This window comes from Micromonospora aridisoli (genome assembly GCF_056150025.1).
Genome location: NZ_JAXCFK010000001.1, coordinates 208930 through 230598 on the forward strand (window position 1 = coordinate 208930; position 21669 = coordinate 230598).

The window sequence follows — 21669 nt, forward strand, 5'->3', positions numbered from 1 at the left end:
ACCGTGCAGTCCACCCCGCTCAGCCTGGAAGTTCGCGGCGTCCGGTACGCCTACCCGGACGGTCACCTCGCACTGCACGGTGTCGATCTGACGGTGGCGCGGGGCGAGCGGGTCGCGCTGCTCGGTCCGAACGGTGCCGGCAAGACCACGCTGGTGCTGCACCTCAACGGCATCCTGACGCCGACGGAGGGTCAGATCGCGGTCGGCGGCCTCGCCGTCGGCCGGGACCGGGCGACGCTGGCGGAGATCCGCCGGCGGGTGGGCATCGTCTTCCAGGATCCGGACGACCAGCTCTTCCTGCCCACCGTCGCGGAGGACGTGGCGTTCGGTCCGGCCAACCTCGGGTTGCGCGGGCCGGAGCTGGCGGCCCGGGTGGACGAGGCGCTGGCCGCGGTGGGCATGTCCGAGCATCGCGACCGGGCACCGCACCATCTCTCCTTCGGGCAGCGGCGCCGGGTGGCGGTGGCCACCGTGCTCGCGATGCGCCCGGAGATCCTGGTGCTCGACGAGCCGTCGTCGAACCTCGACCCGGCGGCGCGCCGGGAACTCGCCGGCATCCTGCGCACCCTGCCGGTGACCCTGCTGATGGTCACCCACGACCTGCCGTACGCGTTCGAACTCTGCGACCGTTCGGTCATCCTCGACGGCGGGCGGATCGTGGCCGACGGGCCGACGCCCGAGCTGTTCGACGACGAGGAACTGCTCGCCCGGCACCGCCTCGAACTGCCCTACCCGTTCCGCCCCACCGGAGGGCGTACCCAGGTCAACGAGGAGTGACCGGTGCCGCCTGGCGGCCGGCGGCGTGCAGACGCAGCAACGCGGCGGCTAGCGCACCGGCACCGGCGACCAGCACGACGACGACCAGCATCCGGGCGATCGTGGGCGGCCACGGCACCGGCAGCACGGCACGGGCGAACCCGGCGGTGTTGACCACCCCGGCGAACAGGGCCAGGCAGACGCCCGCCAGGGCCACCACGAAGTCGGCGTGCGAACGGGCGGCCGAGGCCCGCTCATCCGTGCTGACGGGTGACCTCCGGCCGACCATCGTGTGCGCTCCGGCGGCGATCGCCGCCAGACCGGTCAGCAGGGCCCACACCGGCCCGGTGAGCAGACCCGCCAGCACGCCACCCGGTCCCTGCGCCCCGGCGTCCAGCGTCCGACCGAGGGCGAGCACGACCGCCGCGGCCCCGCCGACGACCAGCAGCCCGCCGAGGGCGACCAGCGCCCGCCGGCCCGGGGCGGAGGCCGCCGGCAGCACCCCGAGCGCACCGACCGCCAGCGTGCCGACGGTGGCCACCACCCACCAGGTGTACGCGTCCGGCGGCGGCACCCAGTCCAGGGTGCCGTGGATCTCCGCCGGCCCGTCCGGGCCGCGCAGCGGTATGACCCAGTCGCGTACCCGGTGCTCGCGGTCGGGGGCGGCGCGGACCTGTGCGGGTGGTCCCGGCTCGCGCCACAGGGCCCGCTGGTCGTGCCAGCGGGCCGTCGTTCCGCCGTCGACGCGACGCCAGCGCGGCTCGGCGGCCGGATCGGCCTCGGCCGGCAGGGCGGTGTCCCCGACGATCGTGCGGTTCAGGTAGGTCGCGGGTGAGCGCGTGTTCTCGTAGACGCCGTCCGGGCCGATCCGCAGGTACGGCTCACCGGAGTAACCGATGACCTCGACCGGCGTACCACCGGTGTTGGTCAGCTCCAGCCGGGCACCCGCCTCGATGACCCGTACCGTCAGGTCCGGGCGGGCCGGAGCGACCTCGGTGACGGTCACCCGGTAGTCCGTGCCGTTGGGCGCGTCCGCGCCGTGTGCGAGGGCGGGGGCGGCGCTGGCGAGGATCGCGGTGACCGTACCGGCGAGCAGCAGCCCGGCCCGGGCGAGCGGGCTCACCGGCCGGCCGCCTCCACCGCTGCGGTGATGTTCTCCGGCGTCCACTCCCGCACGGGCTGCCCGTCGACCAGGATGCTCGGCGTGCCGGTGATGTTGGCGCGGCTCGCCTCGGCGGTGACGTGCGCCGTCCAGGGCCGGTACTTCCCATCCCGGACGCAGCTGCCGAAGGCGTCGCGGTCCAGTCCGGCCTCGGCCCCGATGTCGATCATCTCGTCGTTGCTGAGGCCGGCGCCGCCCTCCGGCGGCTGCCGCTCGAACAGCGCCCGGCTGAACTCGGTGAACCGGCCGCCCTCGGCGGCGCAGCCGGAGGCGGCCGAGGACCGGGTCGAGTACTCGGTGCTGGAGTAGCGGTTCAGGTAGGCCACCGGGTGGTACACCACCCGCACCTTGCCGTCGGCGATCAGCTGTTCGATGGTGGCGCCGCTGGTTTGCTCGAACTGCTTGCAGGCCGGGCAGAGGTAGTCCTCGTAGATGTCGATGGTCACCGGCCCGGAGCCGACCACGATGCCGGTGCCCGCGTCGTTGGCTCCCGGCGGCGGGGTGAAGTCGTCGGACTCCTGGCTCGACCAGACGCTCCAGCCGATCAGGCCGGCGATGACCAGCACCAGCACCGCGCCAACCGAGATCCACAGCGTCCGCTTGCGGCGCCGCTCCCGGTTCAGCTGTTCCCGGACCACCCGGGCCGCGTCCTTGCGTCCCTTGCGACTACTCATCCTCGTCCTCCACCGGTTCGCCCGTCAGCATGCCGTCGGCGGAGACGGCGGTGCGGGGCCAGATCAGCAGAAACCCGGCCAGCGCCAGGAAGCCGATGTCCCGGAGGATCTCCGGGAGGTAGCTGGGGGTCTCCCCGGCCGGCAGTTCGCCGCCCAGCCCGAAACAGCCGCAGTCGATCGCCAGTCCGCGCGACCACGCCGAGGCGATGCCCGCGATGAAGACCAGCAGCAGCGCCGCGGAGAAGCCGGCGGCCAGCCGGGTGGCCAGGCCGAGCAGCAACAGCAGGCCCAGCGCCAGCTCCACGAAGGGCAACGCCGCGCCGACCACCATCGCCACGTCGTACGGCAGGACCTGGTACGCGTTCACCGCGCGACCGGAGGCGGCCAGGTCACCGACCTTCGACCAGCCGGCCCACAGCCAGACGACGGCCAGGCCGAGTCGGACGGCGAGCCCGAGCCAGGGACGCCAGCGGCGCAGGTTGCTGTTCACCCGGCCAACGCCTCTCCGACCGCGTCGAGCAGCTCGGCCCGGGCCCGGGCCACCCGGGACCGCACGGTGCCCACCGGCACCCCCTCCACCGCGGCGGCCTCGGCGTACGACAGGCCGAGCAGCTGGGTCAGCACGAACGCCCCGCGCCGCTCGGCGGCCAACCGGCGGACCAGGTCCGTCGCGCCGAGCTGAGCGGCCGGGTCGGGGTGCGGCACGTCGGTGTGCGCGTGCGCGGTGAGCCGTTGATCGAGCCGCCGTCGCCGCACCACGGTGCGCAGGTGATCCGCGCAGGCCCGGCGGGCGATGCCGAGCAGCCAGGTGCGCGCGCTGGAGCGGCCCTCGAAGGCGGGCAGCGCGCGGAACGCCCGCAGGTAGGTCTCCTGGGTGAGATCGTCGGCGCTGTCCGGATCGACCAGCGCCGCCGCGAACCGCCACACCTCGGCCTGGGTGGCGCGCACGAAGGCGGACTGGGCGACCGGGTCGCCGTCCCGGGCAGCCAACGCCCACCGGGTGGCCGACTCGACGGCCGACTCCGACGGGCCGGCGAGCTCCGGGTTCCCGGTTCGTGGTGCCCCGGCGGATCGCCCGGGACGGCCGGCGGCACGGCCTCCGCCGGTGTGGGCGGGGGCGGAGGTGTCGCGCGCGGCGGGGATCACGACAACCCAGGTTACGCCGCGCTGCGCGGAGCAGCAGGGTCCTTCGGCCCTTCCATGGGGTGCACCACTCCGGGAACTTTTCCGGCGTTCCGGCCGACTATCCGGCTGTGACCTCCGGCCCGGTGTCCGCGCGCTCGCGCTCGATCATGGGCAATCGGTGCCAATCGATGAACCTGGCTCGCCTGGAACGGCTGTCGTCGGCGACGATGGGCGTCATGACTGCCGTCCATCGCCGCCGGTTCGCCCGGCTGGCCGCGACCGCCGGCCTGCTGGTCACCGTCGTGGCCCTGCTGCTCGTCCCGGCCACCCCGGCCAGCGCCCACGCCGTGCTCTCCAGCAGCAGCCCGGCCGCCTCGGCCGTGGTACCGGCCCCGCCCGCCGAAGTGGTGCTCACCTTCAGCGAGACGGTGCGGAAGGTGCCGGACCGGATCAGGGTCATCGCGCCGGATGGTTCCCGCGCGGACCGGGGCGAACCCACCTTCGCCGGCAGTGTGGTCAACATCGCCGTCGACACCGGCGGCGGCAACGGCACCTACCTGGTCACCTACCGGGTGATCTCCGCCGACAGCCACCCCGTCTCCGGCGCGTTCACCTACTCGGTGGGTGCGCCCTCCGAGCCGCCGGTGGACAGTGGCGACGACGGCCGGGCCAACCCGGTGGTCGGCACCGCGGTCAAGGTCGCCAAGTTCGTCGGCTACGCCGGACTGCTGCTGGTCGTCGGCCCGGCGCTGGTCCTCGCCCTGCTCTGGCCGCGCCGGCTGTCCCGACGCGGGCCGGCCCGGCTGGCCTGGGTCGGCCTTGGACTGGTGGCGCTGGCCACCGTGGCGGCGATCCTGCTCCAGGTGCCGTACACCAGTGGCGGCGGGCTGTTCGACATCTCCGGCGAGGGGTTGGGCCTGGTGCTCGGCAGCACCTTCGGCGCCGCCCATCTGGTCCGCCTCGGGCTGCTGGCCGCCACCGCGTTGCTGCTCCGCCCGCTGCTGGCCGGGCCGGTGGGTCGGACGGACCTGGTGATCCTGAGCGTCCTCGCGGTGGGTGCGCTGCTGACCTGGCCGGTGTCCGGGCACCCGGCAGCCTCGCCCGCCCCGGCGGTGTCGGTGCTCGTCGACACGGTGCACCTGGGTGGCATGGCGGTCTGGCTGGGCGGGCTGGTGATGCTCGCCGTGTTCCTGCTGCCCCGGGCCGACGAGCGGGAACTCGGTGCGATCCTGCCGATCTGGTCGCGGTGGGCCGCCCTGGCGGTCTCCGCGCTGCTGCTGGCCGGCACCGTCCAGGCGCTGATCGAGGTGGCCACCCCGGCGGCGCTGGTGAACACCACGTACGGGCGGCTGGTGCTGGCCAAGATCGGGCTCTTCGTGCTGGTCATCGGGGTGGCCGCCTACTCCCGGCACCTGGTGCGCACCCGGGTCGCGGCCAGCCGACCCGCCCCGGTACGCCGGGCGATCTGGGCGGAGCTGACGATCACCGCGATCGTGCTGGGAGTGTCGGCCACCCTGGTCCAGACCACGCCCGCCCGAAGCGTCTCCACCGACGTGTCCGCCGCCGACAGCGCCTACTTCAACACCAGGGTCGACAGCTCGCTCTACTCCATGCAGATCGAGGTGTCCCCGGCGCGGCGCGGCAACAACTCGGTGCACCTGTACGCGTACACGCTCGACAACCAGCCCCAACCGGTCGCCGAGTGGCGGGTCACCGTCGCCCTGCCGTCGGCCGGGATCGAGCCGATCCAGGTGCCGCTGCTGCCGCTCACCGACAACCACGCCACCGGAGAGATCAGTCTTCCTGCGGCGGGGGAGTGGGAGCTGCGGGTCACCGCCCGTACCACCGAGATCGACCAGGCCACGGTGACCGCCACCGTGCCCATCCGATAGAGAGGTCCACTGATGCTCCGACACCGGCGTTTCGCAGCCACCGCTGCCGCCCTGACGCTCGGCGCCGTCGCCACGGCCGTGTTCGGCTTCGTGGCTCCGGCGTCGGCGCATGTCACGGTCAACCCGAGAGAGGCAGACCAGGGCGGCTACGGCCGGTTCGCGTTCCGCGTGCCGAACGAGAGCGACACCGCGTCGACCACCAAGCTGGAGATCTTCCTGCCGGAGAACGCACCGGTCGGCTCGGTGTCGACCATGCCGGTGCCCGGCTGGACGGTGGCCGTGGAGAAGCGGCAGGTCGATCCGCCGGTGCAGGTGCACGGCACCGAGATCACCGAGGTGGTGTCGAAGATCAGCTGGACCGCCGGTGAGGGGGCTGCGATCACCCCCGGCACGTTCCAGGAGTTCCCGGTCTCCATGGGTCCGCTGCCCGAGGTGGACCAGATGGTCTTCAAGGCGTTGCAGACCTACTCCGACGGTGCCGTGGTCCGCTGGATCGAGGAGCCGCAGCCCGGTGGCGAGGAGCCGGCCACCCCGGCACCGGTGCTCACGCTCACCGCCGCGGCCGCCGACTCGCCCACGGCGGCACCGGCCGACTCGCCCGCCGCGGCGCCATCGGACGACGACGACTCCGACGGCAACGGGCTGGCGATCGGCCTCGGCGTCGCCGGCCTGCTCGCCGGACTCGGCGGGCTGGTCCTCGGTGGGCTGGCCTTCGCGCGCACCCGGCGCGAGGCGGCTACGACCCCGGGCGACGAGACGGCGACCCCGACGTCCTGACGACCCGCACCGCCGCACGGGCCCGCCGGGGAACCCCGGCGGGCCCGCCTCGTTTCCGCCGCCCTGTTGCCGGTCGCTCTCCGGCGTCGGTGCCGTGGATATCCCCTGATCGACGGGTCGGCGTAGGTAAGGTCGGCCGGGTATCTGGCTGCGGAGGGGGACAGGGCGCATGCGTTTCGTGTGGACGCTGACCGGAATGCTGCTGCTGACCATCGGTACGGCCGCGCTGCTCGGTGCCGCCGCGCTCGGGCTGCTGACCGGCCACACGGACCCCGGTGGGGCGTTCACCGCCCGATTCGAGCCCGTGCAGACCTCGGGGCACGCAGTGGTGGTGACCGACCTCGACGCCCTGGTACGGCAGGAGGTGCCCCTCGCCCGTGGCGGGCAGGTCCGGCTGCGGTTGGACGCCCGCACCCCGGACGGGCCGGCCTTCGTCGGGCTGGCGCCCGCCGAGGAGGCGCAGCGGTGGTTGGCCGGGGCCCCACATGCGGTGGTCGAGCGGATGGCGCTGACCCGGGGACCGCTGCCGGTCCGGCTGGAGCAGGTCAGCCCGGCGGACGGTACGTCGCCGACGGTCCCGGCCGCGCCCGCAGCGCAGCCGTTCTGGGTACGCGCCGGCCACGGCGTGCTGGACTGGAGCCCCGGGGAGTTGACCGGTCAACGGCTCAGCCTGGTGCTGATGCGACCCGACGGCGGGGCGGAGGTGGCCCTCGACCTGCGCGCGGAACTACGCGCGGGGTGGATCGCCCCGGTGACCTGGGGTGCGCTGACCGGCGGGACGTTGCTGGTGATCCTCGCCGCGCTGGTGCTGCTGCGTCCGATGCGCCCGCGCGAGGTGGTCTTCGTGGTCGAGCCGGACCAGGTGCCGGTGCTCGCCGGACGGCTCGGGGTCAGCTCGCTCAGCGGCCTGGGCACCCCGGCCCCGCCCGGCCCGCGCCGGCTGCCCGAGCGTCAACTCGTCTCGGTGACCGCCACGACGAGCCGGCCAGCGATCGGTCCCGTCCCACGTCCAGCCAGCCTCGCCGACCTCCCCGCCCCGGAACACCCGCTCCGTCCCCCGGCCCCGCCCGGCTGACCCCACCCGGACATGCGGCGGGCGGCCCTCCGTGCTGCCGACGCGGAGGGCCGCCCTTCACCGGGGGATCGGTGGCCGTTGGGGTTTTGGTGCCCCTAGGGGGAGATTACCGGTGAATGGGAGTCTCGGGAAGAGTGTCCGTCTTTGTGTGCTGCCGCTGCGGTGCCCGGGTGCCGGGGCGCACCGGCAGGACCACCAGCAGCAGCAGGCAGAGCCACACGTACGCGTTGCGCAGCAGGAACTCCCACGGGCTGGCGGTGGGTGACGGGGCGATTCCCCAGTCGTAGAAGGACACCACCCCGTACACGATGATCGCCGAGGTGGCGACAGCGAGGGTGACCAGCCGGCGGCGTCGCCGTGCCCCCGCGGCGGTACGCGGATCGGTGGCCAACGCCGCGTCGGCCAGGATCACCACCGCCGGGATGAACCAGTAGATGTGGTGCGTCCAGGTGATCGGGCTGATCAGCGCCGCGACCAGGCCGGTCAGGGTCAGGCCGGTGAGCGCGTCCCCCGCCTGCGCCGCCCGTACCGCCCGCCACAACCCGTACCCGACGACCACGGCCACCAGCAGCAGCCAGACCAGCCGGCTCGGCTCCTCCGGCGCGGTGAGCCGGCTGAGCAACCCGAACAGCGACTGGTTGCCGGTGTAGTCGGTGCGGCCGACCCGGTCGGTGGCCCACAGTTCGTGCGTCCAGAAGCGCCACGAGTCTCCCGGCGCGACCGCCGCGGCGAGCAGGGTCGCCCCGGCCGCCGTCGCGGTGGCCACCGCCGCTGCCCGCCACCGCCGGGTGGCCAGCAGGTAGATCACGAAGATGGCCGGGAACAGCTTCAGCGCCGCCGCCAGGCCCACGCCCACGCCCGCCCAGCGACTGTCGCGGGGTACGGCGAACAGCAGGTCGGCCAGGATCAGCACCACCAGCAGCATGTTGATCTGCCCGAAGGTGATGGTCTCCCTGGTGCTCTCCACCGCGAGCACCAGCAGCACCCCCACCACGAGGGTGAACAGGTGCGGCAGCCGGTGCCGACGGATCACCGGGTCGAGCAGCCACTTCGTGGTGACCACCACGGCGAGCAGGGTCAACCCGGTGAAGATCGCCACCGTGGCGCCCAGCTTCAGCCAGGAGAACGGCAGCAGGAGCAGGGCGGCGAACGGCGGATAGGTGAAATACAGTTCGCCCTGCACCCGGTCCGGCTGCACGTAGTCGTAGAGCGGGTTGCCGGCGGCCCACCAGTCCATCGCCGCCATGTAGATCTTCAGGTCGAAGAAGTTGTGGATGGTCCCGGGCAGGTAGAGGGCCGGGAGCACCGCCGCCAGCGCCAGCGCTCCCACCACCCGGCGAGCCGTACGGCTCGCCGGGTCGTCGAGGTCCACGCTGGGTGGTGTGGCGGGTTCGGCGGGCACGGGAAAGACCCTAGCGGTCGGTGACGGCGGCGGCGCGCAGCCACGAGCCTTGGGCTGCGCGTAGGCTGTCCCGGTGGCTGATCTTCTCGTCTGGATCGACTGTGAGATGACCGGGCTCGACCTTGCCGGCGACAAGCTGATCGAGGTCGCCGCGCTGGTCACCGACCCCGATCTCAACGTGCTCGGTGAGGGTGTGGACGTGGTGATCCACGCCGACGACGCCGCGCTCGACGCGATGCCCGAGATCGTCCGGACGATGCACGGCAAGTCCGGGCTGACCGACGAGGTGCGTCGCTCCACCATCACCCTGGCCGAGGCGGAGGAGCGGGTGCTCGACTACGTCACCCGCCACGTGAAGGACCCGCGTACCGCCCCGCTCTGCGGCAACTCGATCGCCACCGACCGTGGCTTCATCGCCCGGGACATGCCCCGCCTCGACGCGCACCTGCACTACCGCATGATCGACGTCTCCTCGATCAAGGAGCTGTGTCGCCGCTGGTACCCCCGGGTGTACTTCGGCCAGCCGCAGAAGGGCCTGGCGCACCGGGCCCTGGCCGACATCCGGGAGAGCATCCGGGAGCTGGAGTACTACCGGCGTACGATCTTCGTCCCTCTGCCCGGGCCCGACGTGGAGAGCGCCAAGGCGATCGCCGCGGAGCTCTGACCGCCCGCCGGCAACCCGCTGGACGGAGTCGGCGGTGGTGGGGGTATGATTTCTCCGCACCCGCCCCGGGCATTCGACCGGGCGCGGCGGGCATGGTGGCTGTAGCTCAGTTGGCAGAGCACCGGGTTGTGGTCCCGGTTGTCGTGGGTTCAATTCCCATCAGTCACCCCACCGGTCAGGCCCCCTCCACGGAGGGGGCCTGACGCGTTCCATGCATCGGTGGGAGATGACGACGGCGGCCCCCACCAGCAGGGAGGGGCCGCCGTCGCGTGTGTTCAGGCGGTGGGAGTCTCGCTCGGGGCGATGTCCGGGTCGGCCACGTCGGGCTCCGCCGGCTCGTACGGCAGGGCGCTGCCCTTGACGTACTCGTCCCAACTGACGTTCCAGTCGGTCCAGCCGTTGCCGAGCTGGAGCTTGCGCTCGGTGCCCTTGACGATGATCGGGTCACCGACCTTGGTGTTGTTGAACAGCCAGGCGCCGTTGGCCATCGAGACGTTCACGCAGCCGTGCGACACGTTGGTGGTGCCCTGCTGCCCCTCCGACCACGGCGCGGCGTGGATGAACTCGCCACCCCAGGTCAACCGCTGTGCGTAGTCGATCTTCGTCCGGTAACCCTCGTCCGGGCCCAGCTCGGCGTACGTGTCGAACACCGTCTTGCGCAGCTTCTCCATCACCACCATGGTGCCGCTGGAGGACGGGGTGCTCTTCTTGCCCAGGCTCACCGGGATCGTCTTGATCGTCTCACCGTCCCGGGTGACGACCATCCGCTTGGTCCGGTTGTCCACGGTCATGACCAGCTTCGGCCCGATGGTGATGTCGACGGTCAGGTCGGCCCGGCCGTACCAGCCGTCGCCCAGCGGCAGGCCACCGGCCTGCACGCGGTAGGACACCTTGCTGCCCGCCTGCCAGAACTCCTTCGGCCGGTAGCGGACCTCGGTCGGGCTGACCCAGTGCCAGATGCCCTCCTGGGCCGGCTCCGAGGTCACCGTCATCCGACGCTGCAGGTCGGCGCGGTACTTCTCGGGGATGGCGCGGCCGAACTTGACGATCAGCGGCATGGCCACGCCCACCGTCTGGTCGTCGCCGAGGAAGCTGCTGATCCGTACCTGCTTCTCCGGTTGCTTCATGACCGTGAAGGCACTGGTCGCGGTCACCGGGATGCCGTCGTCGCCGGTCGCGGTGACAGTGGCGGTGTACGACCCGCCGTAGGTCAACGCCTTCGACGGCAGCCAGCTGCGGCCATCGGCGGCGAGGGTGCCCTCGACCGCCTCGCCGTCGTTGTCGGTCAGCTCGACCTTCGTATCCTCCGCCTGCTCGGCGGCGAAGACGATCGCCGTCGAGGCGGGCACGTTCTTTGCCTCGGCCGCCGGTTCGCTGATGCTCACCGACGCCTTGGCGGCCGGCTGGTCCGCTCCGTCCTGCCAGCCCGGCCCCTTGTCGCCGCCCTTGCCGCCGGTGCAGGCGGAGGTCAGCGCCAACGCCACGGCGAGCATTCCCGCGGCGAGCACCCCCCGCCGCCGGTTGCGCTGGTCCCGAACTCGCATGGTGTCCTCACAGTCGTGGTCCGCTTCCCCTCCACATCACTGACGCACCAGTTCACGTACCCGTTGCGGAAGGTGAACCGAAACACGTGGAGCGGGATGTCCGGATAGTGACATATTTCGTCCGGTCACAGGGCCGGACCGGCGCCACCATCCGGAACCGGCAACGCACTGCCTTTGACGAACTCCGACCAGCTCAGGTTCCACGCGGTCCAGCCGTTACCCGACGCCAGCTTGCGCTCGGTGCCGGAGATGGTGATCGGATCGCCGATCTTCGTACGTTGGAAGAGCCAGCGGGCGTTCGCCATGGAGACGTTCACGCAGCCGTGGGAGACATTCTGCCGCCCCTGGACGTGCTCCGACCAGGGTGCCGCGTGGATGTACTCGCCACCCCAGGTGAGCCGCTGGGCGAACTGGATGTCCGTGACGTACCGGTTCTCCGGATCCGGGTCGTCCATCGTGTCGAAGACGGTCGCTTCCTTCTTCTCCATCACCACCAGCGTGCCGCTGGAGGAGGGGGTCTTCTTCTTGCCCAGGCTCACCGGCAACGTCTTGATCAGCTGCCCGTTCTCGTACACCCGCATCCGCTTGTCTGAGTTGGTGACCTTCATCTCGAAGGCCGACCCGATCTTGGCGGTGGCGTTGCGGTCGACGTTGCCGTACCGACCGTTGCTCAGCGGAATGCCGGCCAGCGCGATACGTACGGTCAGCTTGGTGCCGGGCTTCCAGTACTCCGGCGCCCGGTAGTACGCCTGGGTGCCGTTGCTCACCCAGTGCCAGGCGCCCGGCTGCGGCGGGTCGGTCTGCACGAACATCCGCTTCTGCACCTTGGCCCGGTCCTTCTCCGGGATGCCCGGGTGGAACTCCGCCACCACCGGCATGGCCACCCCGTACGTCCGGTCGTCGAACAGGTACAGCCCCGAGGTGATCATCGAGCCCGGCTTGGCCATCGTGGTGAACGTGCTGGTCCCCTCGCTGACCGTGCCGTCCGACCCCTTCGCGGTGACGGTGGCGGTGTAGCGGGTGGACCACTTCAGCGGAGCCGACGGAACCCAGGCGGAACCGTCCGTGCGCAGCTTGCCCTTGACCTGCTTGCCGTCCTCGGTCGTCAGCGTGACCTGCGACACCTCGCCGCCGTCCGGCAGCTTCGCCCCGATCTCCACGCTCACCGGCCGGTTCTTCGCACCGTCGGCCGGACTCACCGCCAACGGCGGGCCGCTCGGCACCTCCGGCGCCCCCGGTGTCCCCGGCGTCGGCGCGCCGGTCGCCCCGGGCGTCTCCCCGGGCACGAACTCGGCCGCCGCGCGCTCCTTGCCGCAGCCCGACAACGCCAGCGACGCCACCAGGCCCAGGGCCCCCAGCAGCGCCCCGGACCGCGCGAACCTGCCCATGCCCACCCCTGTCCTCGCGCACCTGGCGGACATCGTGCCGTATCGCTGCCGCCCGGCATCACCCCGGTCCCACACTTTGCAAGGGGTTCTCGCCAAATGCCCGAAAAGCTCGGCCGAAGGGAGGACCCGGGGATCGGATTGGAACCCGGTTCAGGGTGCGTGCTAGTGTTCTCCCCGTTGCCAACGAGCGCCGCTAGCTCAACTGGCAGAGCAGCGGACTCTTAATCCGCGGGTTCGGGGTTCGAGTCCCTGGCGGCGCACCAACGAGCAAGGCCCTGACCTGGTAGAACTCTGCCGGTCGGGGCCTTTTTCGCGTACGCCGGTGGCGGGTGGTCGCTCGCTGGGTGCTCGGGAGCCGTTGGAAGCACCGCATCTGCCTGGACGCGGTGTACTGATGAGCTGCCGTCGGAGCCCGCCGTCGGCAGCTACGCTGGCCGCGTGCTGGTGCCGTCCCGGGTTCGTGTGCAGGGGGATCTCTACCATCCGGTGGTGCCGTCCGGTGCGGTCTATGTCGGGCGGCAGGGGTTCGGGTTGCGGCGTTCGCCCTGGGCCAATCCGTTCAGTCTTCGACAGCACGATCGGGCTGAGGCGTTGCGCCTGTATCGGCGGTGGCTTGTGGGGCAGCCTGCGCTTGTCGAGCGGGCGCGTCGGGAGCTCGCCGGGAAGCAGTTGGCGTGTTGGTGCCGCGTTGAGGATGCCTGCCACGCTGATGTGCTGGCCGAGGTCATCGGTTGACGTGTAGTCGGTATCGAGTGGTGGGGCGTCTGGGTGCGTAGACGCCGCCGATGCTGAAGGATTGTGGCCGTGCCGCCTGGTTGCCCACGTAGAAGGCGACGTCGCGGTCGGACGCGCAGAGCTGGGTGAGGAACTTGTCTCTGAGTTGATCCGTGGCCTCCGCGTCGGTGAGCTGGGTCAGGCGACGTTGCAGGGCCACGAACTCCCAGTCCCACAGTGTCTGCTGGTGCCCGCGGCAGTGGCGGTCTGCGCATCGGTAGCGGTAGGAGCCGGTGAATCGTGGTGCTTGAAGAGGGGTGGGCTTGGACGGCTCCAACAGGTCGAACTGGTTGAGGTAGCCCGCTATCTTTCTGCGGTCTTCCGCCGACCAGCCGCGATGGCGCTTGATCTGCATGGACGAGACATCGGCGACGCGGATCAGGGCGATCGACCGCGGGCTCGGGGCGTCGCGGGTCTGCTCGTTGAGCCGGCACATGGAGTCTTCGACGAGTGGATCGAGGAGATTGCGACGTGATTGTTCGTTCGCAAGGTGCTGCTCGGTGGTGATGGTGTCCACGATCGGCGTCCAGCTCTCGTGGCGTACGTCTTTCTTGGCGGGCATTGCCTGGAGCCGGACGATGTCGTACTTGCGAAACCTGCTGTCGGCAGCGAGTTCCCGAAAGTGGATCGGGTAGAGGCGCGTCCAGCGCGTCCAGGGCGGGTCAAGGCCGAGTGCACCGACGCAGACCGTCTCCCCGTAACGGGCGGAGGGATTGGGTGCCGCCTTCACGGTGATCAAGAGGCGAAGTGTCGCTGGTCGTGTCAGTACTGGCTTGGACGACGGATGATCGTTCGCGCTCGGTCCCCACAACGGAAGTTGTCCCAACAGAACCACCAGCATCGCTTAGTGTGGCTACCTGTGCACTTCTCGTTACATAGATAGCTTCGCATATTAAGCTCCTGGGCGCTAGCCAGGGGCGATGCGACCGGTGCCGATTGGGTGCGCTGTAGGCAGTGCCTGTTGGGCGTGGGTAGGGGGTTAGCTGTGCGTCGGGTCGTGCGCAGGTCGGTGCGGGCCATTCTTGTGGACGAGGAAGGCCGCCTCGTGCTGATCAAGCGGATCAAGCCCGGTCAGGCGCCGTACTGGACGACGCCGGGTGGTGGCGTGGAGTCGACGGACGTCTCCCTGGAGGCGGCGCTCCACCGGGAGTTGCACGAAGAACTTGGTGCCGAGACCGACCGGTTCGCCCAGGTGTTCCTGTGTACCGTCCCGGCTGGTGAGGGTGTTTCTGTCCAGCACTTCTTCGTCTGTCGGCTACTTGGGCTGCGGGAGGATGCTCGAACCGGGCCGGAGTTCGATGATCCATCGCGTGGTGACTATCAGCTCGATCGAGTGACGATCGAGAGGCTGCCTGCGGTGGATCTCAAGCCGGAAGGGCTGACCGAGTTCATCACCTCCAACAAGGAGGCCCTGCTCTCGCTGTAGGCGGCTGGCCAGAACATTCTTGCTTGGAGTCGGCGCCGCGCCGGTCAATCCCGTCGAGGTGCTTGCCCGCAAGAGCTTTTGGGGCAACCGCTCCGATGCGCGGCTGGCCGCCTACCAGAACATGTGGGTGGCGTTTCGTTCTCCGGACGGAAGGCCGCTGGGCTTGTGGATGCCGGGCGCGCGTGGCATGGGCGTGCCGGGCTGAGCGGGGGACGACTGTGGGAATAGACGCCACCTTGTTCTGCCTGTGCCGACGGGTCCAGCTCGTTCTCGGCAAGCCCGTGCGTAACTCGTGGGACGACATCATTTACTTCGCCTACGTGCACCCGAGTACGCCAAAGCACAGTCAGTCGCGGCGGATGTCGGGGGCGTTGTGGAAGATTCTCGCTGAGCATGTCGGTCACCAGTTGCAGGTGATCTACGACTCTCAGTTGGAGTACGACGAGATGTGGGAGCCACCTGGGCCGCCGGCCATGATTGGCGGCGACGAGCCTGGTGACATCGAGTTCGATGACTACCTCGCCGGCTGGCCAGAGGACGATTTCGCCGCCTATCGGGATAGCGGCTGGGATGTGTCGAAGGTCGGCTACCTTGCCTGTTTTCGTTGTCGGGAACGGCTCTGCCTGGGGCAGGCGGTGCGCGATGCCGACGGTCGGGTGTTGTTCTTCCACCATGGTGGTCCGGAGGCTCCGGCCAACTCGCGGCAGCCGGTGCTCAACCGGGCGGCCTGGCGGTTTCTGGCCCGTCACTCCACGCACGAGTTGCCGATCCTGGTCGGTCCACCGTACGGCCGGGACATCGACGGTTACGTCGAGATCGGCGGCCAGCGGCCTGACGACGTTCCATTTGACGATTACCTGGCCAACTGGCCGGGGTAGGCTCTGACCCCTTTCTGTGAGCTGGGATCCAGCAAGGCGAGCAGCTCGTGGCCGTCCTCGATGCGGGCGTCCGGTCGCAGGTCGGGGTGGGGCGGTTCGCGGTCGGTGCGGGGTGAGCGCATCAGAATGGCGGCACCGGCACCGGCCCGACGGGCGCAGGCCACGTCCCGGTGCACACTGTCGCCGACGAACCAGCAGTCCTCGATCGGTACGCCGACGGCGTCGGCGGCCAACCGGGCCAGGCGGGGGTTGGGTTTGCGGAGTCCGGCCTCGTCGCTGTAGAACTCGGCCACGAACAGGTCGGACAGCCCGGCTGCGGCGAGATAGTCCCGATGCGCCGCCCCGCAGAGCGCGTTGCTGACCACCGCCATCGGCAGACCCGCATCGGCCGCGGCCCGCAGCGCCTCCGGGATGCCCGGGCGGACGTGCCATTCCGGTCGCCAGGCCCAGGCGTACGCCAGCGGCGTTGCCGCTTCCTCGACCGCCCTGCGGGCCGGTGCCGGCCAGGTCGGGGTGACGAAGTCCGCCCACACCCGTGCGTGTGGCAGCTCGATCGGATCGTCGGAGCGGCCGATGTCGTCGCGCCACCGGGCGTAGGCCCGGCCGCCCTCGGTCAGGTCGGCGGCGATCTGCTCGGCCGACACCGTGCCACCTGCCAGGTCGAACAGTCGACGCACCAGATCCGGTGGCGCCGCTGGCTGTCGCGGAGCGTCGGCCAGGACGCCGCCGAAGTCCAACAGGAGCGCGCGAGGCGATCGCAGCATGTGTCCATCCTTTCCCACGTCGACCGCGGAAGCACAGAAGGGACGAGGCGATCACGGGCGGCGTATCGGGAACCAGCATGTGGAGCAGCACGATGGGTGGGTCGGCGTCGAGTGGTGATCAACCGTCGAGCGCGAGGTCCGCGACTTCGGTGGCGCATCCCCAGGACAGCGTGACGCCTGCTCCGCCGTGCCCGTAGGCGTGCACCAGTCGGCGACCGGGGTGGGACCCCGGGTCGATCTCGATTCGGGGGCCGCCGTGGCGTGCCGGCCGCAGGCCGATCCGCTCGCCGAGGACCGGGGCGTCGGCGAGTTCCGGCACCAGGGCGACACAGCGACGTCGGATCGCCGCGGCGGCGTCCGGGTCGGGCTCGGTGTGCCCCACCCCCGGCTGGTACGTGCCGCCGAGAACCACGTCGTGCCGGCGCGGGTGCACGTACGTGATCCCGGCCGGGTTGTCCTCGTCGCGGACCGACACGGTCAGGCCCGGATTCGCCACCAGCACCAGCTGCCCACGCACCGGATACACGGCCGGGTCGGCGGCGAGTCGGCCGGCGGCCAGCCCGGTGGCGTTGACGACCGTCGGCGCGATGTCGAACGCGTCGGTGAGCCGATTCACCCGGCGGCGCAGCAGCCTTCCTCCGGCGGTCGTCAACCGCTGCCGAAGCCAGGCCAGGTACGGCGGCATCTCCACGGTCGGCGCGGTGAACCGCAGCAGTGCCGTGAACGGTGTCTCCGCCGGCTCTGCCACCACGTCCGTGCACGCCTGGGCCCACCAGGGCGGGCCGACGTACGGGCCGCGCAGCAGCATCCGGGTCGGCCGGTCGACCACCCCCGGCGCGCCGTCGGCCGCTTGGCGGCTCAATTCCGTGTACGTCTGGCGTGCCCAGTTCAGCACCCGCGGGTCCTCGTCGGTGTGGGTCGGGTACCAGACCGCCGCGGCCACGGTGGACACGGTGTCCGCCGGGTCGTCGGCGGAGAGCACGGTCACCCGTGCCCCTCGCTGCGCAAGGGTGACCGCTGCCGTCATGCCGACGATGCCTCCGCCGACCACCACCACGTCCGTAGCTACCGTCATCGTCTTCTCCCGTCACTCGTGCGGCTGGCCTCCGAATCGTGGCCGTGCCGACCACCCGCCGTCCAAGACGAACCGGCCAGGTGGCGATAAGCAGCGCTTATGATGGGCTCCATGTCCGACGCACCGGCCCCGAGTGCCTGGTCGGACCTACGCCGCCTGCGTTACTTCGCGATGCTCGCCGAGGAACTGCACTTCACCCGGGCAGCCGCCCGGCTGCGCATCGCCCAACCCGCGCTCAGCCAACAGATCCGTGCCCTCGAGCGCCAACTCGGCGTGCCGCTCGTGCACCGCACGAGTCGAGGCTGCAGCCTGACGGAGGTGGGGGCACAGGTCGCCGACGAGGCCGTCCGGCTGCTCACCGACGTCGACGCGGCGACCGCGCGCATCCGGAATCTGGCGGTCGGGCGGGGCGGTCGGCTGCGGCTGGCCTACACCCGCTCGGCGCGTGGCGGCCGGGTCGACGACCTGGTGGCCCGGTTCCGGGCCGCCCATCCCGACGTCGAGGTGATCCCGGAGACCGCCTGGACCGCGCCGAACGTGGCCGGCCTGCTCGCCGGTCGGCTCGATGTGGCGTTCGTCCGCCCGCCGGTCTACGAGCCCGCACTGGCCTGTCACACCGTCGACAGCGAGGAACTGCTGCTGGCCCTGCCGGCGGGTCATCCCCTGGCCGTCGGTCGCCGGCGGGTCAGCCGCGCCGACGTGGTCGACCTTCCGGTCGTGATGTGGCCACGGGAGAACGGCCCCGGCATGTTCGACCGGACCATCGAGCAGGTCTGGCCGGACGGCGGCTTCCGACTCGTGCGGCAGGAACCGGACGACGAGCAACTGCTCCGGGCGGTGGCACAGGGAGACGTGATCGCGGCCGTTCCGGCCGGCCGAGCCCGCGCGCTACGGATGCCCGGCGTACGCCTGCGCCGGCTCGCCGCCCCGACACCCGTCGTGGATGTCGCCCTGGCCTGGCGAGAGGACAGCGGCAACCCGGCGCTCCGTCGCTTCCTCGCCCTGCTCGAAGTCGGCCGCGCTTGACCGCCCGGCGGGGCCGGCGGCGCAGACGACGATCATCTGCAGGGGCCGCCGGCCCGTGTCCCGAGGTTCAGCGGTTCGTCGCTCCGCTGCCAGCCGGTGGGCGGACCCGCTCGAACCGCACCCTGCTCAGCCAGCCCGGGAGGTCGCTGAGCACATACAGTTCGCCGTGCACGTCGACGTCGATCGCGGTCGGCTGGATGGGGAAGTTGCCGATCGTGGCGGTCTCGTAGCCGCCCCTGGGCTTGGGGCGTACGGCGAAGGCGGTGGTGGAGCAGTAGTCGCTCGCCACGTAGGTGCCCCATGCCTCCGGGGTGGCGGACCCTCGGTACACCACGCCGCCGGTCACCGCGCAGCTCTCCGTCATGTAGTGCTCGTACTCGAAGACCGGATCGGTGTACTTCACGCCCGGCCGGCACTGCTCCGGGTCGAACACCGGGGTGCCTTCCCGGCAGGACCACCCGAGGTTCGCCCCACCCTGCCAGGGACGGATGTGATTGATCTCCTCGACCAGACCCTGGCCGACGTCACCGATCCACAGTGAGCCGTCGACCGGGTCGACGGAGAACCGCCACGGGTTGCGCAGCCCGTAGAGCCAGATCTCCGGGCGTGCGCCGCGGGTGCGGACGAACGGGTTGTCGGCGGGTACGCAGTAGGGCTTCGCTCCGCAACTGCGGTTGACGTCGATCCGCAGGATCTTGCCGAGCAGGGTGCCGAGATCCTGACCGGCCTTGTACGGGTCGTTGGCGTGGCCGCCGTCGCCCAGGGACCAGTAGAGGTAGCCGTCGCGACCGAACGCCACCTGTCCGCCGTTGTGGTTGTTGTACTCGGCGTGCTCCTGGGTGAGCAGCACCTGCAGCCGCTCGGGAGCGTTGATGGGCAGTCGCGCCAGGGTCAGTGCGCCGGCCGGGAGGCTCGTGTAGGCCACGTAGAGCATTCCGGTCCGGGCGAAGTTCGGGGCCGGGGTGATGCCGAGGAGGCCGCGCTCGTTGCCCGACGTGTCGATCCGGGCGGTCAGGTCGAGCACCGGCTCGGCCGCCAGGCCGGTGTCCGGGTGGTAGGCGCGGACGGTGCCGTTCTTCTCCGCGATCAGCATCCGGCCGTCGGGCAGCCCGGTGAGCGCGATCGGGCGCTGCAGTCCGAAAGCCACCTGTTCGTACGACACGGTCAGCTCGGTGAGTGGCACGCGGCCGGGGTGGGACGTGCCGGCCGCGGCGGTGCCGGTCGCCGACACCGGTGGCAGCAGAAGCACGGACAGGACCAGAACGAGCAGACCGGCCAGCGCGGGGACCGGGCGACAGCGCCATCGCGACATCTTCTTCAGCTCCTCGGGCAGGTGGACTGGCGGGCGAGCTGGGAGCGTTCCCACCATACATAAGCTCCTATCGATATCCAACCGGTGCGCATCGGGCCGTCGCCCGAGGGGTGACGCGTCCCCTCGCCCCCGTTCGAGGTCCGCCGATGTCCGTGATCGCCTCATCCGTGGCCCGGTCCAGAGTGGCCCCGTGGCCGCGCAATGTTCGCGTGCACATCGCGCGCCGAGGTTTGGCACGTGTCGGGCTCGGTTCGCCACTGTGGATCTTCGGGCCGCAGGTCTCCGGGCGGGGAGCACTGCGGTTGAGCTGACTTGAGCAGAGCGTTGACCTTGGTAAACGTCGACTTTTTCGAGTGAATGAGCTGAGTTTCTTGAGCGCCCCGTAACTTTGTGGCAATCTCACTTTCATCGATGTGTAGCGTTCTCCCGTCCCCCGTGGTCTGCCCGAAGAGCACCCGAGCCGGCCAGCCGGTGTTAGCGCTAACTCCTCGACATGACGCAACTCTGGAGGTGCTGGGACACATGAAGAATCTCGTACATCCGAGCGGTTCTCCGCGCCGACGGTGGTTCGCCGGAAGGACGCTGCGCCTGCTGGCGGCCGGGCTGCTGGCGGCCGGCATGGCGCTGGCACCTGTCGGGGCAGCCAACGCGGGCACCACGTTGGGCACCGCGGCGGCGGAGAAGGGCCGCTACTTCGGTGCCGCCGTCGGCACGTACAAGTTCAACGACAACACGTACATGACGGTGCTGAACCGCGAGTTCAACAGCCTCGTCGCCGAGAACGAGATGAAGTGGGACGCGACCGAGCCGCAGCGGGGGGTGTTCAACTTCAGCGCCGGCGACCGCATCGTCAACCACGCCCGGTCGCGGGGCATGAAGGTACGTGGGCACACCCTGCTCTGGCACGCCCAGCAGCCCGGCTGGGCGCAGGGCCTGTCCGGCGGCGACCTGCGCAACGCCGCGATCAACCACGTCACCCGGGTGGCCACCCACTTCCGCGGGCAGATCTACTCCTGGGACGTGGTCAACGAGGCGTTCGCCGACGGCGGCAGCGGCGCCCGGCGCGACTCGAACCTGCAACGCACCGGCAACGACTGGATCGAGGCGGCGTTCCGCGCCGCCCGCGCGGCCGACCCCGGCGCGAAGCTCTGCTACAACGACTACAACACCGACGGGATCAACGCGAAGTCGACCGGCGTCTACAACATGGTCCGGGACTTCAGGCAACGTGGTGTGCCGATCGACTGCGTCGGCTTCCAGTCCCACCTGGGCACCTCGATCCCCGGTGACTACCAGGCCAACCTGCAGCGCTTCGCCGACCTGGGCGTGGACGTGGAAATCACCGAGCTGGACGTCACCCAGGGCGGCAACCAGGCCAACATCTACGCCACCGTCACCCGCGCCTGCCTGGCGATCTCGCGCTGCACCGGCATCACGGTGTGGGGCGTGCGGGACTGTGACTCCTGGCGCGGCGGAGACAACGCCCTGCTCTTCGACTGCGCGGGCAACAAGAAGCCCGCGTACACGGCGGTCCTCGACACCCTCAACGGCGGCAGCACTCCGAATCCGACCGGCAACAGGTTCCGCAACGAGGGAGCCGGCCGGTGCCTGGACGTGAACGGGGCGAGTTCGGCCAACGGCGCACAGATGATCATCTGGGACTGCCACAGCAATGCCAACCAGCAGTTCACCCAGAACGGGCGGGCGTTGCAGGTGATGGGCAAGTGCCTGGACGTACCGAACAATGCCGCTGCCGGCACCCGGGTGCAGATCTACGACTGCCACGGTGGGGCGAACCAGCAGTGGGTGATCAACAGCAACGGCACGATCAGCAACGCGCAGACCGGGCTGTGCCTGGACGTGAACGGCGCCGCCACCGCCAACGGCTCCGCGGTGATCGTGTGGAGCTGCCACGGCGGAGCCAACCAACGCTGGTCGAGGGCGTGAGCTGACGA

Annotated in this window: 20 protein-coding genes, 2 tRNA genes and 1 pseudogene; 12 read left to right on the forward strand and 11 right to left on the reverse strand. The window is 70.7% G+C overall.

From position 1 onward, the window contains the following. The first annotated feature begins 3 nt into the window (after positions 1 to 3). Positions 4 to 777, forward strand: a complete 774-nt coding sequence (locus SM447_RS00895) for an energy-coupling factor ABC transporter ATP-binding protein (RefSeq protein WP_474570783.1) — start codon at positions 4 to 6, stop codon at positions 775 to 777. Here the strand turns inward: SM447_RS00895 and SM447_RS00900 are convergent. From SM447_RS00900 to SM447_RS00915, 4 genes are read right to left on the reverse strand one after another with little or no spacing between them, the layout of a single operon-like run. Beyond that, positions 764 to 1879, reverse strand: a complete 1116-nt coding sequence (locus SM447_RS00900) for a hypothetical protein (RefSeq protein ID WP_474570784.1) — start codon at positions 1877 to 1879, stop codon at positions 764 to 766. The two genes, SM447_RS00895 and SM447_RS00900, sit on opposite strands and share 14 nt — an antisense overlap. Beyond that, the gene (locus SM447_RS00905; protein ID WP_474570785.1) at positions 1876 to 2592 is read right to left on the reverse strand and encodes a DsbA family protein; all 717 of its coding nucleotides are present in this window, start codon (positions 2590 to 2592) and stop codon (positions 1876 to 1878) included. The genes SM447_RS00900 and SM447_RS00905 overlap by 4 nt, the downstream gene beginning before the upstream one ends. Then, on the reverse strand, positions 2585 to 3082 hold the full coding sequence (locus tag SM447_RS00910) for a MauE/DoxX family redox-associated membrane protein (protein WP_474570786.1): 498 nt from the start codon (positions 3080 to 3082) through the stop codon (positions 2585 to 2587). The genes SM447_RS00905 and SM447_RS00910 overlap by 8 nt, the downstream gene beginning before the upstream one ends. Next, positions 3079 to 3738, reverse strand: coding sequence for a sigma-70 family RNA polymerase sigma factor (locus SM447_RS00915; protein ID WP_474570787.1), 660 nt, complete (start codon positions 3736 to 3738; stop codon positions 3079 to 3081). Before SM447_RS00915 ends, SM447_RS00910 begins: the two co-directional genes overlap by 4 nt. A 215-nt stretch (positions 3739 to 3953) precedes the next feature. Between SM447_RS00915 and SM447_RS00920 the strand changes: the two genes are divergently transcribed. From SM447_RS00920 to SM447_RS00930, 3 genes and pseudogenes are all read left to right on the forward strand, one after another. Beyond that, on the forward strand, positions 3954 to 5609 hold the full coding sequence (locus SM447_RS00920; RefSeq protein WP_474570788.1) for a copper resistance CopC/CopD family protein: 1656 nt from the start codon (positions 3954 to 3956) through the stop codon (positions 5607 to 5609). 12 nt (positions 5610 to 5621) lie between these two features. Then, entirely contained in the window at positions 5622 to 6386 is a 765-nt protein-coding gene (locus SM447_RS00925) for a YcnI family copper-binding membrane protein (protein WP_474570789.1), read from the forward strand. Positions 6387 to 7080: 694 nt separating this feature from the next. Then, positions 7081 to 7461 (forward strand): annotated as a pseudogene (locus tag SM447_RS00930) (hypothetical protein); the annotation flags it as partial. A gap of 106 nt (positions 7462 to 7567) precedes the next feature. On the opposite strand, the gene SM447_RS00935 reads toward SM447_RS00930, so the two are convergent. Beyond that, a complete protein-coding gene (locus SM447_RS00935; protein WP_474570790.1) occupies positions 7568 to 8863 on the reverse strand; it encodes a glycosyltransferase family 87 protein in 1296 nt (431 codons plus the stop codon). 73 nt (positions 8864 to 8936) lie between these two features. Between SM447_RS00935 and orn the strand changes: the two genes are divergently transcribed. Then, the gene (gene orn, locus SM447_RS00940; RefSeq protein ID WP_474570791.1) at positions 8937 to 9527 is read left to right on the forward strand and encodes an oligoribonuclease; all 591 of its coding nucleotides are present in this window, start codon (positions 8937 to 8939) and stop codon (positions 9525 to 9527) included. 95 nt (positions 9528 to 9622) lie between these two features. Beyond that, positions 9623 to 9698: transfer RNA gene (locus tag SM447_RS00945), tRNA-His, on the forward strand. Between the two features lie 104 nt (positions 9699 to 9802). Here the strand turns inward: SM447_RS00945 and SM447_RS00950 are convergent. Further along, positions 9803 to 11071 carry a L,D-transpeptidase gene (locus tag SM447_RS00950; RefSeq protein WP_474570792.1) on the reverse strand — a complete coding sequence of 423 codons (1269 nt, stop codon included), beginning with the start codon at positions 11069 to 11071 and terminating at the stop codon, positions 9803 to 9805. A 125-nt stretch (positions 11072 to 11196) separates the two neighbouring features. Beyond that, positions 11197 to 12459: a L,D-transpeptidase gene (locus SM447_RS00955; protein WP_474570793.1), complete on the reverse strand. Its 1263-nt coding sequence runs from the start codon at positions 12457 to 12459 to the stop codon at positions 11197 to 11199. 187 nt (positions 12460 to 12646) lie between these two features. Between SM447_RS00955 and SM447_RS00960 the strand changes: the two genes are divergently transcribed. Beyond that, positions 12647 to 12722: transfer RNA gene (locus tag SM447_RS00960), tRNA-Lys, on the forward strand. 175 nt (positions 12723 to 12897) lie between these two features. Further along, positions 12898 to 13194, forward strand: coding sequence for a DUF4326 domain-containing protein (locus SM447_RS00965; RefSeq protein ID WP_474570794.1), 297 nt, complete (start codon positions 12898 to 12900; stop codon positions 13192 to 13194). Here the strand turns inward: SM447_RS00965 and SM447_RS00970 are convergent. Continuing rightward, entirely contained in the window at positions 13184 to 14074 is an 891-nt protein-coding gene (locus tag SM447_RS00970; RefSeq protein WP_474570795.1) for a hypothetical protein, read from the reverse strand. The two genes, SM447_RS00965 and SM447_RS00970, sit on opposite strands and share 11 nt — an antisense overlap. A 144-nt stretch (positions 14075 to 14218) precedes the next feature. On the opposite strand from SM447_RS00970, the gene SM447_RS00975 reads away from it, so the two are divergent. Continuing rightward, a complete protein-coding gene (locus SM447_RS00975; RefSeq protein ID WP_474570796.1) occupies positions 14219 to 14659 on the forward strand; it encodes an NUDIX hydrolase in 441 nt (146 codons plus the stop codon). A gap of 218 nt (positions 14660 to 14877) precedes the next feature. After that, a complete protein-coding gene (locus SM447_RS00980) occupies positions 14878 to 15537 on the forward strand; it encodes a hypothetical protein (RefSeq protein WP_474570797.1) in 660 nt (219 codons plus the stop codon). Here SM447_RS00980 and SM447_RS00985 read toward each other — a convergent pair. Together SM447_RS00985 and SM447_RS00990 are read right to left on the reverse strand one after the other, a co-directional pair. Continuing rightward, positions 15513 to 16301: an HAD family hydrolase gene (locus SM447_RS00985; protein ID WP_474570798.1), complete on the reverse strand. Its 789-nt coding sequence runs from the start codon at positions 16299 to 16301 to the stop codon at positions 15513 to 15515. The genes SM447_RS00980 and SM447_RS00985 overlap by 25 nt on opposite strands. Positions 16302 to 16419: 118 nt before the next feature. Next, a complete protein-coding gene (locus tag SM447_RS00990) occupies positions 16420 to 17376 on the reverse strand; it encodes an FAD-dependent oxidoreductase (RefSeq protein WP_474570799.1) in 957 nt (318 codons plus the stop codon). Between the two features lie 111 nt (positions 17377 to 17487). Here SM447_RS00990 and SM447_RS00995 point away from each other — a divergent pair, with 111 nt between their 5' ends. Further along, a complete protein-coding gene (locus tag SM447_RS00995) occupies positions 17488 to 18402 on the forward strand; it encodes a LysR family transcriptional regulator (RefSeq protein WP_474570800.1) in 915 nt (304 codons plus the stop codon). Between the two features lie 67 nt (positions 18403 to 18469). On the opposite strand, the gene SM447_RS01000 is transcribed toward SM447_RS00995, so the two are convergent. After that, the gene (locus SM447_RS01000) at positions 18470 to 19771 is read right to left on the reverse strand and encodes a PQQ-dependent sugar dehydrogenase (protein WP_474570801.1); all 1302 of its coding nucleotides are present in this window, start codon (positions 19769 to 19771) and stop codon (positions 18470 to 18472) included. A gap of 465 nt (positions 19772 to 20236) precedes the next feature. On the opposite strand from SM447_RS01000, the gene SM447_RS01005 reads away from it, so the two are divergent. Further along, a complete protein-coding gene (locus SM447_RS01005) occupies positions 20237 to 21661 on the forward strand; it encodes an endo-1,4-beta-xylanase (protein WP_474570802.1) in 1425 nt (474 codons plus the stop codon). Positions 21662 to 21669 lie beyond the last annotated feature (8 nt).